The organism is Methanothermobacter sp. KEPCO 2, assembly GCF_041228365.1.
In the GTDB taxonomy this organism is placed as follows: Archaea; Methanobacteriota; Methanobacteria; order Methanobacteriales; family Methanothermobacteraceae; genus Methanothermobacter; species Methanothermobacter marburgensis.
Genome location: NZ_CP166185.1, coordinates 573735 through 589450, shown reverse-complemented (window position 1 = coordinate 589450; position 15716 = coordinate 573735). Strand labels below are relative to the sequence as shown.

The 15716-nt window shown below is 49.5% G+C and carries 11 protein-coding genes; 5 read left to right on the top strand and 6 right to left on the bottom strand.

The window, feature by feature from the left end; genetic code table 11:
• Positions 1–147 precede the first annotated feature (147 nt).
• The 3 genes from AB9H23_RS03140 to AB9H23_RS03130 form a co-directional block, all read right to left on the bottom strand.
• Positions 148–1233, bottom strand: coding sequence for an ARPP-1 family domain-containing protein (locus tag AB9H23_RS03140; protein WP_370005523.1), 1086 nt, complete (start codon positions 1231–1233; stop codon positions 148–150).
• Positions 1234–1501: 268 nt separating this feature from the next.
• A complete protein-coding gene (locus AB9H23_RS03135) occupies positions 1502–2341 on the bottom strand; it encodes a hypothetical protein (protein WP_370005521.1) in 840 nt (279 codons plus the stop codon).
• A gap of 216 nt (positions 2342–2557) precedes the next feature.
• Positions 2558–7258: a cobaltochelatase subunit CobN gene (locus AB9H23_RS03130; RefSeq protein ID WP_370005520.1), complete on the bottom strand. Its 4701-nt coding sequence runs from the start codon at positions 7256–7258 to the stop codon at positions 2558–2560.
• 160 nt (positions 7259–7418) lie between these two features.
• On the opposite strand from AB9H23_RS03130, the gene AB9H23_RS03125 reads away from it, so the two are divergent.
• Positions 7419–10175 (top strand): ATP-dependent helicase, encoded by a 2757-nt coding sequence (locus AB9H23_RS03125; RefSeq protein ID WP_370005518.1) that lies wholly within the window; start codon positions 7419–7421, stop codon positions 10173–10175.
• A gap of 3 nt (positions 10176–10178) precedes the next feature.
• Here AB9H23_RS03125 and AB9H23_RS03120 read toward each other — a convergent pair whose 3' ends face one another.
• A complete protein-coding gene (locus AB9H23_RS03120) occupies positions 10179–10640 on the bottom strand; it encodes a hypothetical protein (RefSeq protein ID WP_013295719.1) in 462 nt (153 codons plus the stop codon).
• A 52-nt stretch (positions 10641–10692) separates the two neighbouring features.
• Positions 10693–11244, bottom strand: a complete 552-nt coding sequence (locus AB9H23_RS03115; protein WP_013295718.1) for a PsbP-related protein — start codon at positions 11242–11244, stop codon at positions 10693–10695.
• 129 nt (positions 11245–11373) lie between these two features.
• On the opposite strand from AB9H23_RS03115, the gene AB9H23_RS03110 reads away from it, so the two are divergent.
• Together AB9H23_RS03110 and AB9H23_RS03105 are read left to right on the top strand one after the other, a co-directional pair.
• Complete coding sequence (locus AB9H23_RS03110; protein WP_013295717.1) at positions 11374–11700, top strand: YbjQ family protein; 327 nt, start codon at positions 11374–11376, stop codon at positions 11698–11700.
• Positions 11701–11715: 15 nt separating this feature from the next.
• The gene (locus AB9H23_RS03105; RefSeq protein ID WP_370005515.1) at positions 11716–12363 is read left to right on the top strand and encodes a heavy metal-binding domain-containing protein; all 648 of its coding nucleotides are present in this window, start codon (positions 11716–11718) and stop codon (positions 12361–12363) included.
• A gap of 930 nt (positions 12364–13293) precedes the next feature.
• Here AB9H23_RS03105 and AB9H23_RS03100 read toward each other — a convergent pair.
• On the bottom strand, positions 13294–14055 hold the full coding sequence (locus tag AB9H23_RS03100; protein ID WP_370005513.1) for a potassium channel family protein: 762 nt from the start codon (positions 14053–14055) through the stop codon (positions 13294–13296).
• 257 nt (positions 14056–14312) lie between these two features.
• Here AB9H23_RS03100 and AB9H23_RS03095 point away from each other — a divergent pair, with 257 nt between their 5' ends.
• Both AB9H23_RS03095 and AB9H23_RS03090 read left to right on the top strand, forming a co-directional pair.
• Positions 14313–15338: a H(2)-dependent methylenetetrahydromethanopterin dehydrogenase-related protein gene (locus AB9H23_RS03095; protein ID WP_370005512.1), complete on the top strand. Its 1026-nt coding sequence runs from the start codon at positions 14313–14315 to the stop codon at positions 15336–15338.
• 11 nt (positions 15339–15349) lie between these two features.
• Positions 15350–15697 carry a roadblock/LC7 domain-containing protein gene (locus AB9H23_RS03090; RefSeq protein ID WP_013295713.1) on the top strand — a complete coding sequence of 116 codons (348 nt, stop codon included), beginning with the start codon at positions 15350–15352 and terminating at the stop codon, positions 15695–15697.
• Positions 15698–15716 lie beyond the last annotated feature (19 nt).

The window sequence follows — 15716 nt, the reverse complement described above, 5'->3', positions numbered from 1 at the left end:
TAACTTTAATTATTTTAAAACAAATTTTAAATATGGTTATTCATAATGTCCGATTAAATGCTTTTGCTGATAATAAAAGAATTTGATGGGGTTTTAGGTTATTCGCCAGGGATTTTTTGCACTGACAATAAAAGAGGGTGATTGGAGTTAAATGTGGTGGTTGTTTCTCCTCATGGTCTCAGCCCTCTCCCTGTAGCCTCTGATACTCCTGCTCTCCTCCTGGAGGTTGAAGAACACAGAGTGTATGACCTCACCTGCATGTGTCAGGGCCGAGCCCACAAGACCCTCGGCAGTGTACCTGTGGTCTATCCCGTAGCCTGGGGAGGGGTAACGGTGTTCTTCCGCGCTCATAATCCTCTCAATGAAGCCCTCAGGGTCCACAGGGTCGTATGTGGCCTCATCATGGAGCATGGCCTCGATTGCATAGCTCTTTATGATCTTATCATGGAGTTCCCTGTAGGCTGAACTTCTTGATACAAGTTCAAATCCTGCAATTCTACCGTTGATTGCAACAAGCACTCCGTTCTGCCCCTTCACTGGTTTGAATGGTTTTTTGAAGTCCTCCAGTGTCTTTCTCTTCTTTCTGTAGGCATCTGCCATTGCACCTGTTTTTGAGGTTGAGCCGGTTCTCCTGTGAAGTCGGTTAACCTCATCCCATACGCTGCTCTGGCGTGAGCAGTACGCCGTCAGTAACTCTTCCTGGTTTCTGATGTTGACCTCCCGGTTATCCCCAAAGGTGTCACGTATTACATGCTCATCCTCAGGTGTATCATCTATTTCAGCACTTCTTCCAATGTTCTCAAGGTTCTCTGTCACGGTCCTTGTCTTGGTAACCCTTACGTTGAGTGCAGCCACCCTTTCAGGGTCCCTGAACTCCTTTGAGGTGTAGGACCATCTGCCCTGTTCCACGCAGCTTACGGGTATCATGGTCTCTGACTTCTCAGGAACCAGCACGGTGACGTTGGCAACACGGTTCTGCTTGGCACCCTCCAGTTCCTCCCCGTCAATTATGAGTACGGGTTCAGCAGCCCGGTTAACTGCAAGTACCTTTGGTACTGAGCCATATTCGTCAACTTCCCCTATACTTATGAGGCCATCGCTCATGGCCTCTCCCAGTGTAAGGTAGTTCTGGCTCCCCTCAGGTGCCCTTACCGGGATGACCTCCATCTGCCCTGAAACCTGGGGTTTGAGGAACTCCAGGCTTTTAAGCCAGCTCTTAACTATCTCATTCAAAACATCACCTCTCAATGTTAACAGCCAGATAATTCACTCTGACTCTAGTAATGTATATGTAAATTATTGAATATAAATATTTTTATTGAATAATTGAAAATATTTTATTCAAATATGGGTGAAATATCTGTTTTTTGAAAGAATTTAATTTAAAATGTGGTATTCTGAAAGATTTGAAGTGTTCACAGGGGCACGCTGTGATTCTGGATTTCTTCTCTGAGAGCTTCTAGGCATTTAATAAAAAAATTAAAGGTATTCTGGGGATATATCAGCTGTTATCCCTGAGGGCGGCCCTCAGGTCCTCAACAGGCACATCGTATGTTTCACAGACCCGCTGGAGCCATGCCAGTGTTGATTCAGGTGTTAGGCACATGGAAACCCTGAAAAGCTCTGCAAGCACCTGAAACTGTGGTGAGGCGGTATCAAGGATTTTAACAAGGGATCTTGAAAGTTTAAGGCATTTTCTGGCGTTTGATATGAATGAGCTCAGGGTCTCATGGTATTCAAGGGCATCCACGTCCCTCTCATCATCCATTATCACCGCGGGTGTGAAGATGTCGTACTCCCAGTTGAAGAGTCCCAGGATGAACCCCCTCTTATCCTCTGCCCCCTCAAGGTACCCGGATATGAGTGATAGAATACCGTGGGATACCGCCGATGGACTTGACCGCAGGTTGCCTGTAACCCCCAGGCTTGACTCCAGCAGTTTCTTCAGGGAGGTCTTCATCCAGCCGCTCTGGGGGTCTTCGAGGTCGTTCAGCGTGGCCTCCACAACCTTCCTAACCTCAAAGGGTTTATCTGTGAGGTCAAAGAAGTGGGGGTACCTGGATTTCATTTCCATCTTCAGCTCCTCTGTATCATGTTCCCCAGCGTCTTCACGGGTCTCCTGGAAGGCCTCAAAGAGGATAATGTCCCGTAACCGTATGTGGGACGTCCAGTCGGTGAAGTATTTTATCCGGATATCCTCGGCGGTTTTACGCCCCAGAGGTGTGTTCAGGAGGGAGGGATGGTATTTCAGGAACTCCTCCCACCCCTCAAGGCCGGTGTATCCAGATTTCAGGATTCTCTCTGCAGCCTCATTATATTTTATGCCTTCAAATATGTCCAACATACCACCTCTAAAAGAGAGAGGGAGGTCACTGAACCTCCCTATACACAAATATCCTGAATAAAACAATCATATATGTATCACTGTATATGTATTTTATTGAATATAAAGGTTACGGTTAAGTTGATGAAAATCGTTTATTTCTTAAATCATATGATTAAAATGTATGACAGAATTCTCCTGAGATTCTAAAAAAATAAAATGGGGATGTCGCACCTACCTTCCGGTACCCTTAAGGTAACCGGCTCCAAGGAGTGCGACAATTGAAACTATACCCAGTATGGCGTAGAGTGGAGTTTCAGTGGATCCGGAGTTGCTGTTGCTTGATGCCGCGACCTCATATGCCTTACCAGATTCTTTACCGGTCTCTGAAGCTGTGCTCTGAGATTTCGCTGAAGCCACCTCTGAAACCGCAGAGGCACTTCTACCAGCGCTGGCATGTCCCTCTGATACTCCAGGCGTGGAGGGGTTCTCTGATCCCCCAGGTCTGCCCGGTGTAACATCAGGAGTGGAATCTCCCTCCATCTGAATGGCAGCCCCTGTGGCGTACCTGAATTTCTCAAGGAAGGTCCTGAGTTCAGCGGAATTCAGTGAGGATAGCTTCAGTATCCAGCTGTTGAGCTGAATGTTACCGCAGGTGTGATGGCAGCATGCAACACCGTACTCACTGGTTGTCCTTATGTAGATATCTGCAAGCATCCTCAGGGTCTCCCTGTCGGCATTCCAGTAACCCTCCCGGGCGGCGTTTAGGAGTGTGCCTGTTATGCTGATGAGTGCATAGGCATTCTTGCCTGTTGAGAGCCATTCCCTGACTCCAAGGCCATATTTGTCCCTTATATAGATATTAACTGCTTCATTCCACATGGAATCTGTCACAGCATCTGGCACTGTTACCTTCCAGCCCCAGAGGTTCTCAAAGAAGTTGCCTGATATGTAACTGGCGCCAGCATAGCCCTCCCGCATCATGGCTCTGATCCATTCCCTGTTGAAGAACTTGCTGTGCAGATCCCTGAGGATGAACTCTGAAAGCGTGTCGATACCTGGTTTTGATGGGTTCACCTGGTTCAGTATGAAGAGTTCAGGTCTCCTTCCCTTCACCCTCTCAACAGCAAGGCTGAAACCGCCAAGGAACTCGTAGTTATGGTCCAGGTCCAGGACTCCATGTTTTGTATCTGAACGTGAATGGTAAACCCCGTCGATGTCCCTCAGCCTCCTTGTGAAGATCTCTGTGTTTATGGATCCCCAGTCGTCCTCCCGGTAGGAGTACTTCATGTCTGAGATGAAGGCGTCGCCCAGTTCCAGTCTGTCACTCCAGGTATCTGAGAGCTGTGCACCTGTTCTAACACCAGATGACCCCCACTCACCGGGGGGTGGACCGAATATCCTGCTTGCAGCCATCTTACCCGCCTCTGAAGCCTCGAGGTTTCTGGAGAGGAGTGCCTCTGTGTCGCTGAGCCAGTGCAGTGCAATGAAGTTCATCTCAAGGGGATCGTCTCCTGGCACAAAGAGACCTGCAACCCTCACGGTTTCAAGCGCAGCATCCAGGGCCTCCCTGAGTCTGGATCTCAGTGGTTCAGGTTTCTTTGAGATCTCCCCTGCAAGTGTCGTGTATGATGCTGCAAGCGCCACCCTCACGGACCTGTCAATGAGAACAGCGCACTGGGGGAAGGTTTCCCTGAGTATACCTGATATGGTGATGAGGACGTCGATTCTGGGTCTGCCAAGCTCTGATAGTGGAACTGCCCTCACACCCAGGACGTTCCCGCTCCTCTGGGCCTGCTGTGCATAGACCGGTTCAACACCAAGGAGCCTCATTATGAAGGCAATGGTGGCACCGTTATCCCTCTGGGTCTCGGTCGCCCAGAGCACCACACCCAGCTCCTCAGGGGTCCCGTTGTAGGCTGCAAGCGCATCCCTCACAAGGTCCAATGCCTTAAGGTAGGCGTCCCAGTAGGGCAGCTTCTGGGGGTCAAGGCCATAGAGGTTACCACCTGTGGGCAGGGCCTCAGGGGTCCTTATGGGGTCGTTACCCAGGGATGGGGGAATGTAAAGTCCATTGAGTGCGCTGAGAAGCATTGAACGCTCCTTGGCAGGGCTTTCAATGATACTGGCAGCGAATGATGCCACCTTCACCGCGGCGGTCTCCTCAACTGCCGATAGGACCCTGCCACACCTTTTCCTGAGGGCCTCTGTGACATTACCACCACTCCGCACGGTTTCAATGATAAGATCCGCCGCGCCTGTTATGTTTCTGAGGGCCTCCTCCGGTGTTATGAACCTGTTGCCCCCGGCAGGTACCGCTGTGATCCTTGATGCCATTGAGAGTACAAGTGCCCTTACCATTTCAGGTGTCCAGTCACGTCCAAATACATGGAGCCCCAGCGGTGTGATTGAGGACTGCAGATCAATGATGTAGTCGTGTATATCCTCTGCAAGTTTCTCTGGTGATTCACTGAAGTTCACCACGGATTCCAGATGCAGGCGGGATGCAAGTTCCACTATCCGGGGGATAAGTGCGCTGTTCCTCTCCTGCATGTACCTCTCTGTCAGTGTCTTGAGCGTTATCATATCGTCGTCAAGGACTGTCGCTGCAAGGGGCTGTACCAGGTGGCTTATGATGACCGCAAGGCCGCGCCTCTTGGCATGGAGGGCCTCACCCACACCATCCATGGTGTAGAGGTATATTGATGGTATGCTCCCTGTGCAGATGTCAGGGAAATCAGCCCCTGAAAGCCCGGCGTCCTTCCCTGGCAGCCACTCGTAGGTTCCATGCCTTCCAAGATAGACCGCTGCATCAACACGCCCCTGAAGGTAGGAGTAGAATGCAAGGTACTGGTAGTGTGGTGGTACAGTGTTGCTGTGATACAGGAAGTCAGCGTTTTCATAGCCCCTCTGTGGCTGGGCAGCCAGGTAGATGTTCCCGAGTTTTATAACAGGGAGTACGAAGTACCTGGTGCTGTTCCGTGTAACCGTCATCACATTGCCGGGAGGGGCGCCCCATCCACACAGTCCGGGTATCCTGAGATTCAGGAAGGAGGTCTTTGCCCTCTGGAAGTCAGCCCAGCGGTTTTCACGGTTCAGTATACCCTGAAGTGCCGCCTGGGCCTCATCAAGGTATCTCAGGGCGTTCTGCTTCTGTGTTATGTTCATGGACTCCAGGGTGGATCTTAGTTCCCTGTACCATTCACTGAGGACCCTTGCTGAGGTCAGCCTCAAATCCGCGGTTACCTGGGCTGGATCGAGATTGTAGACCTTCCTGCAGATGGCCTCAATGTAGCCCATGGGTCCCTGCTCCATCTGAAGTCTTGCAACCTCAGGGAGATTCCGGTACCAGTCCATGAATTCATTCACAGGGTAGAGCACTGCATGGTCTGCAAGTTTTTCAAGTTCTCCGGGGGCCCATGTACCCACGTTTATTCCGCCGCTTAACATGAGGTCAAGGAGTGCGTCGGTACCTGCAGGTACATCAACCCTGTATCCGCTGGCATTCAGGATCCTCAGGATCTCCATTATTGATTCAGGGCCGTTGAGTGAATCTGCACCTGCAAGTCCCTGCTTTCCTGGCGGGTAATTGTAGTAGATGAGTGCAACCCTCTTATCGCTGTTTGAAAGTATTCTGAGGCGGCTCCATGCCGCTATCCTGGATGCGAGCTGTTCCACCCTTTCTTTTATGGGTTCTGTGAGGTCAACGGCAATTCCTGTGAGGCTGTCGGTTACACGGCTTGTTGCACCTATCACCATGGGCATTATCTGTCCCTGGGTCTCCTTGAGGGCGATCACACTGGCGCTGATACCCAGACCTGATGTTTCTATCTCCCAGGTGTTAACATCTGAGCCATATATGAACGCAGGTACTATGAGTATCCCGTGGGTGTTTATGAGGCTGTTAACCATTGCCTTGCTGGTCTCACCACCGACCAGCCATGTCAGGCTGATGATGGCATCAACCCTTGACCTGCTGGTTGCCTGGTCAATGAAGTAGCTCTTTATACCTGCAAATTCGTACATACCGTTTCCCATGTTTGACTGGGAGATAAGAGGGAGCACGTTGAGTCCATGGGCCTCAAGGGCCTCTATCATTGCATCAATGTGCCTGAGGTCACCCCTTTCAAAGGTTAGTGCGCTCCAGGCGGTTATCCCAACTGTTCTCCTCTCCGGTCTCAGGTAGAGGGATGCGTATTCTGTGAAGTTGCTGTAGAGTCTTCCGTTACGGTAGAGGCCAAACTGGGGTACCGTGGTTGGTGCCGTGCAGTTGAATCTGCCAGGGAAACTCTTTGCAAGTATGTATTCAAGCATCCGCGCCCTGTTTTCAGGTGAAGCGGTATCAGGAACATAATACTTTTTGACTTCAAGGTAATCTGCCATTGCAGGGTACTGGGCCTTGAGCATGTCAACCATCTGCATTGATGTCTTCCCCATCGGGGGGTATGATATGCTTGAGAATATCTGCTGTATCTCCATGTCAGTCAGTGCTGTTCCATTGGCATTTACAAACCTCACACCGGCAAAGTTTGAAAGCCTCACCGCTGGAATTGAGAAGTATGGGCTTGGGTAGGACGCTATTATCTTACCATCGAGTTTTCCCCGTGATTTCAGGTCCATTAGGGTATCTGTGACTATCCCTGGCTGTATGTTACTGAGGTAAATTACGTGGGCCCATTCCACAAGTTCAGGGATCTCACTCACATTTTCAGAAACCTGTGATGTGCTCCTGGCCCTGAACTTCACCTCGGGGTATTTGCTGCTTATCTCGTGCATGGGCTGGACGAGCTGCCCTGCCTCTGTGGGCCATGTTATTACAAGAAAGTGTATATCGCTCTGGTTTCCTCCGTCTGTGCTGTTGGCCGCTGATACCGGCGATGTCAGTGCAAAGATCACCAGAAATAGCATCACTGTAATGTGTTCTCTTCCAGTCATTTTTCACCTCCATTTAATTTTTATCAGATTTACTTGAAAAATTAAATATTTAAAATTTTCTTTAATTTAATTAAAGTAAATTTGTAATACGGTCTTATTCAACAGAAAAACTATAAAAGTAAAGGGATACCATAGAAATAACATTCAGGTGGTGCATTGAATGGGAGGGGAGATCCAGCTCACAGATGAACAGCGCAGGGCTGTGGAACACTTCACCGGCCCCATGCTGGTTGTTGCAGGGCCAGGGGCCGGGAAGACCAGGATCATAGTTGAGAGAGTGGCCCAGCTCATAGAGGAAAGGGGGGTTGATCCAGGGAGCCTCGTGGTGATAACCTTCACAAAGAAGGCTGCCGATGAGCTGAAGGAGAGGATACTGGGGCGCGTGGGTTCAAGGGCAGAGGAGATGCAGATATCCACCATACACTCATTCTGCAACCGCATACTCCGCATGTACCCTGACCACCACCCCCTGGGTTCCCACTTCCATGTCCTGGATGAGGAAAAACAGCTCATGTTCATCTACGACCACAGGGAAGAACTTGGATTAAGGCACACCCCCAGGGAACGATTTCTTAAAATCCAGACCTTTTTCAGTGAATGTCAGGAGAACATGATTGAACCGGAGACACTCCTGGAATACCACCGCTCCAATGGTTCAAAAAAGACAGATATCGTCGTTGCAGAGGCATATGGTAAGTACCTCAAACTCATGGAGGAAAAGAGGGTCCTGGACTTCTCAGGGATGCAGTGGCAGGTCGTAAAACTCCTTGAAAATGATGGGGGGGTCCTCAAGGATCTCAGGTCAAGGTACAGGTTCCTCATGGTTGACGAGTACCAGGACACCAACCCCATACAGGAGAGGTTTCTGGAGCTCCTTGCAGGTGATGAAAAAAACATATTCGCAGTTGGGGATGAGGACCAGAGCATCTACGGCTTCAGGGGATCCACGCCAGAGAACTTCCTGGGCTTCGAGGACAAGTACGATGCAGAGGTTGTGATGCTTGAGAGGAACTTCCGTTCAGTACCCAGCATAGTGGACATCACCCAGAGGTTCATGGAGGGGTACAGGGACTACCCCAAGACCATAAGGCCTGTGAGGAACTCAAAAAACAGGGTCTTCATCCTCGACAACCCCACCCACCAGGATGAACCAGGAAACATAGTCAGCATAATAAGGGCCCTCGTGGACCATGATGTGATCCCCCACCAGGGGTACGTGACACTCCTCTTCAGGAGTGTTAAACACGATGCAGTCGAGATAATGAATGAACTCAGAAGGGAGGGAATGCCCTTCAACGTCTACGGTGAGGGTGGATTCTTTGACAGGGAGGAGATACTCTACATCATACAGCTCCTCCACCACACAAGGAGTATAAGGCGTAGGATAATTAAACTGAGCAATGAAAACACCGAACACTTTGAGAGTGAATTCATGGACCTCACCGGTGAAACCATTGAGATAATCAAAAATCTGGGTGATGAGGGCTTCAGGTCACTCAGAACCCACGAAGAATTCAGGGAGGCAGGATTCACTGACCAGGATGATATTGGAAAACTCGTCGCCCTCAACAGACTCATAGAAAGTGACATCGGCGTCCTTGAGAGGTACTATGAGATCCTTGAGATCAGCAGGTACCCCCACAGGCTCCTTGAGAGGGGTGATGATGAGTCAAGGGAGAAACTCTACAACCTTGCAAGGTTCAGTTCAATAATCAAGGACTATGAGCGGGTATCCTCAGAACCCACCGTGGAGGGCCTCATGGAGTTTGTGAGGATGGCGATGAATGGAAGCGTTAAGAAGTACGACCAGATCCTCCTTGACAACCCATACTCTGTCAATGTCATGACCATGCACAGGGCAAAGGGCCTTGAGTTTCCCGTTGTCATAATCTGTTCTGTCTTCAATGGAAAACTACCAAGGAAGAATAGAGATGAACAGGAGGACCTCAGCATCCCTGATGAACTCAGAAAGAGTACTGGAAGAGGTGATGTACTTGAGGAGAGACGGCTATTCTATGTGGGAATGACAAGGGCCCAGGACATGCTCATAATCTCTGCGACAGAGAACCACAGGGGAAGACTGGGGTATTCACCATTCATAGAGGACCTTCTCTCGGCTTCAAGGATAACAAGCGATAAGCTGGGGAGGATAGACCCTGAATATGCCAGGATAGAGGTCATAAAGAACACCTGTGAGGTGGGGGATATTGAATCCATGGAGACCTTCAGGATGAGCTTCACAGAACTCAACACCTACCTCACGTGCCCATTCAGGTACATGATGCTCTATGAGTACGGCTTCGATGTCCCGTCAACCATGAACCAGATCTATGGTATGGCGGTCCATGAGTGCCTCAGGAGGATAAACAGGCGCCTCATGAGGGGTGAGGTCATAACCGATGGCTACATACATGAGCTGGCATCAGAAACCCTCAGGGATCTGAATTTAAGCAGGGAGGCGTTTGATGCCTTCAAATCAAAACTGAAACGCTACATTGAGGATATAAGGTCCCGTGCAGCCAGAATAATCTCTGCAGAGAAACCCTTCAGTATAATGAGGGATGGCTTCATGCTGACAGGTCAGACAGACCTCATCATAGAAAACCCCAATGGCGGACTGGAACTCGTTGACTTCAAGGCAATGACAGGGGAAGGTATAGAGGCGACTGATATCTCTCTTCAGCTTGGACTCTACAGGCACGCCCTTGAAGAGGACTTTGATGGCTTCCTTGCCTACACCTTTGAGGATTCAGAGTGGCATGAGATAGAACCACTGGATGATGTTGAAGCGGTTCTCATTGAGGTTGCCGGTAGGGTGAGGAGGGAGGAATTCCCTGCAAGGAAGAACGATTTCTGCAGGTGGTGCACCTTCCACTCCATATGTGAGCATGTAGCAGGGCTCTATGGGACCCTTTAGTTTTCACTGCTTCACCCTGAATGAGTATGTTACAAGGTCGAAGTTTTCCTTCTCCATTTCAAAGTCACCCCTATCTGCCTTACATATCACGGCATACCGCCCCCTGGGGGTGACAATTGTGGTCGCCCTCACCATGCTACCATTTTCAGGGTAAATGAACTCAACCCCACGGTAGCCGTTCACTGTGACCTCCCTTTCTCCGGTGAGATTATCCGGTACAGGGAACCTGTAGTCAGCCTTCAGTTTTTCAACCGTGACCATGGTCCTGAGTTCCCCGCCAGGCTCTGCAACGGTGATGGCATACTCGTAACCCCGTTCCACATCATATGGTGGGTGGATGAAGGAGACCTGCCTCCAGGATGCGGGGTAGTGGAATATGATCTCATGGTTCTCAAAGACCCTGTAGCCTGCTGTGCAGCATGATACAGATACAATGATCAGAAAAAGAAGGGGAATGAGCCTCATCACTTCACCCTGGATATTGATGCAGTGATAGAAAATGATGTGAGGGTTCTCATCACTTCACCTGGAAGGAGTAGGTGATAAGGTCAAAGTTCCTCTTTTCAGAATCGAACCTCTCAGGCGTTGTTCCGCAGAGTATGACGTAGATCTTCCCGTTCTTCTCAAGCCAGGTTGCACGTTCCTGTTTCGCCACCCCATCCACGTTGATGGTGTGTATGTTTTCATATGCGGTTACACCGTCAACTGTGAGCGTCCTCTCAGAGATCAGCCTGTAACCTGGCTCACCTGAAAAGGCCCGGTAGGTTTCATCATAGACGTCCTTCAGGGTCCTCCCTGATGGCAGTGGAATGCTCTGTATGATGACCAGGGTCTCAAGGTTACCTGCCTCATCCACCCCTGATGGGTCAGCGACCGCTGCGATGCTGTTTGGACTTGCAACCGTCAGGTTCTCTGAGGTCCAGTTCGCAGGGTACCTGAATGAGATCTCACTGTCAGAGTACGTCCTGTATGGAACGTCCGGGACTGTATTGTTGCCCTCGGTTGTGACGGTGCAGCCTGAGACAGCAACGGCCACAACGATGAGGAGCAGAAAAAAATATTCCCTCATATAAACCCCCCTTTATCTGTACAGTTAACTATGTATCCCATTGTGGATATATTTAGAGTGGGTGTTGGTGATGGGGGGAATAATGCATGGGGACTACGAAGTGGCTATGGTTAGAGTGGGGTGTTATTGATGCTCATATTAACGTCGAATACCGTTGAGGGTAAGGTGATAGGCAGGTACCATGGTATCGTGACCGGGGATGCGCTCATAGGGGCCAACATATACAAGGACCTCTTCTCGGGTGTGAGGGACGTGGTTGGTGGCAGGACATCGGCCTATGAGAGGGAACTTGCAAGGGCAAGGGAACTGGCCCTATCCTCCATGAGGGAGGCCGCCGAGAAGCTGGGGGCTGACGCAATTATAGGGGTGAGGATTGATTACCACAACCTTGGGGGTACAATGGGTAACACTATCCTCGTATCCGCCACCGGGACAGCGGTGTCCCTTGAGGAGTGAACCGGGATGTTGTCGTTGGGGAGGTACAGGTGGGCCGTCATTGCGGTTGCAGCGGGCCTTGCAGCGGGTCTCTTATCAGCCATCCTCTCTGTAAGGTTCCAGCTTGTGGTATTCGGCTTCAACATCATGTACATAGTATCCCCCCTCCTCGCAGGATTCGTCGAGTCATACATTGCAGGGAGGAAGTACGGGGCAAGCACCGGCGCTGTTAGCGCGATTCTGGTCTTTTTTGCCGTGAACATCTACGGCTGGTTCTTCCCGGTTGAACCCATCGAGTGGAATGTGTTCACGGTGGGGGGTCTGATGCTGGCCTTCCAGGCGGCATTCCCCACAGCAGTGAACTTCCTCCTCGCGGCAATCATAACATACCTCCTGGGACTCGCAGGTAAGGGTGTGGGTGACCTTCTGGTACCAAAAAACGGGGCCATACCCCTTGGCTATGATGCTGGAGGTGAAGTGCTTGGTATAGCCGCGGGGGAGGCTGTAGGGAAACCCGATGAAATTACCGAACTTCGAAGGCTGGCTGTTGAGCGCATGCTGCGGAGTGCTGAGGCCATGGGGGCTGTGGGGGTGGTTGACATTGATGTTGAGGTCACGGTGCTCAGGGGTCTCGGTGGGGAGGTTCTAGCTGTGACAGCCACCGGGACAGCTGTGAAAGGTTAATTTGTCTGTGTTTTTTTTGGGGTTAGTCTTCATCTGCGTTTTGGTAGGGTTAATTTGTCTGTGTTTTTTTTGGGGTTAGTCTTCATCTGCGTTTTGGTAGGGTTAATTTGTCTGTGTTTTTTTTGGGGTTAGTCTTCATCTGCGTTTTGGTAGGGTTAATTTGTCTGTGTTTTTTTTGGGGTTAGTCTTCATCTGCGTTTTGGTAGGGTTAATTTGTCTGTGTTTTTTTTGGGGTTAGTCTTCATCTGCGTTTTGGTAGGGTTAATTTGTCTGTGTTTTTTTTGGGGTTAGTCTTCATCTGCGTTTTGGTAGGGTTAATTTGTCTGTGTTTTTTTTGGGGTTAGTCTTCATCTGCGTTTTGGTAGGGTTAATTTGTCTGTGTTTTTTTTGGGGTTAGTCTTCATCTGCGTTTTGGTAGGGTTAATTTGTCTGTGTTTTTTTTGGGGTTAGTCTTCATCTGCGTTTTGGTAGGGTTAATTTGTCTGTGTTTTTTTTGGGGTTAGTCTTCATCTGCGTTTTGGTAGGGTTAATTTGTCTGTGTTTTTTTTGGGGTTAGTCTTCATCTGCGTTTTGGTAGGGTTAATTTGTCTGTGTTTTTTTTGGGGTTAGTCTTCATCTGCGTTTTGGTAGGGTTAATTTGTCTGTGTTTTTTTTGGGGTTAGTCTTCATCTGCGTTTTGGTAGGGTTAATTTGTCTGTGTTTTTTTTGGGGTTAGTCTTCATCTGCGTTTTGGTAGGGTTAATTTGTCTGTGTTTTTTTTGGGGTTAGTCTTCATCTGCGTTTTGGTAGGGTTAATTTGTCTGTGTTTTTTTTGGGGTTAGTCTTCATCTGCGTTTTGGTAGGGTTAATTTGTCTGTGTTTTTTTTGGGGTTAGTCTTCATCTGCGTTTTGGTAGGGTTAATTTGTCTGTGTTTTTTTTGGGGTTAGTCTTCATCTGCGTTTTTCAAGCATGTCCTCTATTCTCTCAAGTTTCATCTCGAGTTCATCCAGCTTATCACTGAGCCTCCTGAACTCATCCCTCCGTGCAGATTCTATCCTCTTCTGCTCCTTCCTGAGGGTCTCAAGGAGTGTGGATGTCGCAGAAGCGGTTATCAGGCTTGTGGATGCAATGGCACTGATCATTATGATCACACCAGTCAGCCTGCCAAGGGCTGTTACAGGTATTATATCACCGTAGCCCACAGTTGTGATGGTCTGGAGGACGTACCATAATGAGTCCTCATATGTCCTCACAAGGGGATTCACGGGACTCTCAACCAGGTAGAATACGATTGTGAATACGAAAAGCACAGATACAAAGAGCCCCAGGCCATAGCCGAGGCGGCTGGTCCTTATGAACTCCCCAACAGACCCCGCAAGGTCCCTGAATGCAATGAAAAGCCCCACAACCTTTATGAGATTCAGAACTGCAAGTATGACAGAATCAGGGTTCGCCCCCAGGAGGTTCACACCAATGAAGTAGAAGGGCACCATTACAACGGGAATGTTCCACCTGTCGCGGACTCCCGGCCGAAGTATGTAGGCTGTCACAACCGTGATACTTGTGAGGAGGTCCAGGAGGACTATCCTTGAGAATGTCCCTGGCTGAAGGGGAAGGAATGTGCTGACAAGGAGTGATAGCCCATCGAGTCCAAGTAGAAGCAGAATAATAACCTCAGACAGTACCCTGACACCTTTCTGAAGATCTTTCACATCGGAACCCCCTCGAAGAAAGCATGAACTGGATACTAATTTATATCATGGATTATTTATAACCTTTCACAAGCGGAAAATGAAATCTTTCAAATTAAACCCTCATTTAATGTTCTGAATAAGTAATAAAAGAATATCAATGCCCTGAATAAGTAATAACAGAATTTCATCAGCCCATTCATGGAAAAACTTTAATAGGGTGATTTTCTATAACCTATTTTTTCTTCTGGAGACTTTCACATGAAAGAGTGATAACAATGAAGGTGACAGTTTACGGTGCTGGTAATCAGAAATTATATACTGAGGAACTGAACCTCCCTGAAAAGTACGGCGGGGAGGCTCCATACGGCGGAAGCAGAATGGCCATGGAATTCGCACAGGCCGGACACGAGGTTACACTTGCAGAACCTGTAAGGGATGTACTGGAAGATGAGCACTGGAACCTTGTTGAGGAAGCAGGTGTAACTGTCACAGATAACGATAAGGAGGCCGCAGCTGAAGCCGATGTTGCGGTGCTATTCACACCCTTCGGAAAGGGAACCGTAAGGATAGCCAGGGAGATACTCCCTGAGTTACCAGAGGGTGCGGTTATAGCCAACACCTGCACGGTATCGCCGGTGGTGCTGTACTATGTCCTCGAAAAAGAATTAAAAATGGACAGAACAGATATAGGTGTGTCCTCAATGCACCCTGCGGCTGTGCCAGGGACACCGCAGCACGAGCACTACGTTATAGGCGGAAGGCCCACAGCGGAACTTGACATTGCAACAGATGAACAGATCGCAAGGTGCGCTGAACTCGCAGAGAGCACAGGTAAGACAGCCTACGTGGTCCCGGCGGATGTGACTTCAGCAGTTGCAGATATGGGCTCCCTGGTCACTGCGGTGGCACTTGCAGGTGTCCTGGACTACTACTACGTGGGTACCCAGATAATAAAGGCCCCTGAGGAGATGGTTGAGAAGCAGATACTCATGACACTCCAGACCATGGCATCCCTCGTTGAGACATCAGGTGTTGATGGAATGGCCAGGGCCATGAACCCTGAACTCCTGGTGAAAAGCGCAAAGTCAATGCACCTCCTTGATGAACAGGAGGAACTGGACGCAGCCCTCAGGAAGATCTCCCAGCTCAACGATGATGTCATGAAATGGATCGAGGGCGCCGATGTTAAACACACGGACCTTGTGGCTGCCCAGGCCCTCACAGGTGAACTCAAAACCGTCATGGGGGACCGTGCAGCTGAGGGTACAATAAGAAGGTGCATGAGGAAGATGTTTGAATAGGGGGTTTGAAGTTGATAGAAAGGATACTCAAGGACCTTGGAAGGGTGAACGGTGTTAACGGATCCCTGGTTGTTGGAAAGGACGGTCTCATAATAGAGAGTGAGGTTTCAGGTGACATCGACGCGGAACTCGTGGGTGCAATGGCCTCAGCGGTGTTTGGTACAGCCGAGAGGTCGGCCGAGGAGATAAAGCATGAGCCCCTCGAGCAGGTCATGATTGAGGGTAAACGTGGTAAGACCCTCATGATCGATGCCGGTGAGGGGATCCTCGTCGTGATAACCGACGTGGATGTGAACCTGGGAATGATCAGGATAGAGATGAAGAGGAGTGCCGAGAGGCTAAGTGACCTTCTCGGATGATCCTGTTTTTTTGAATCAA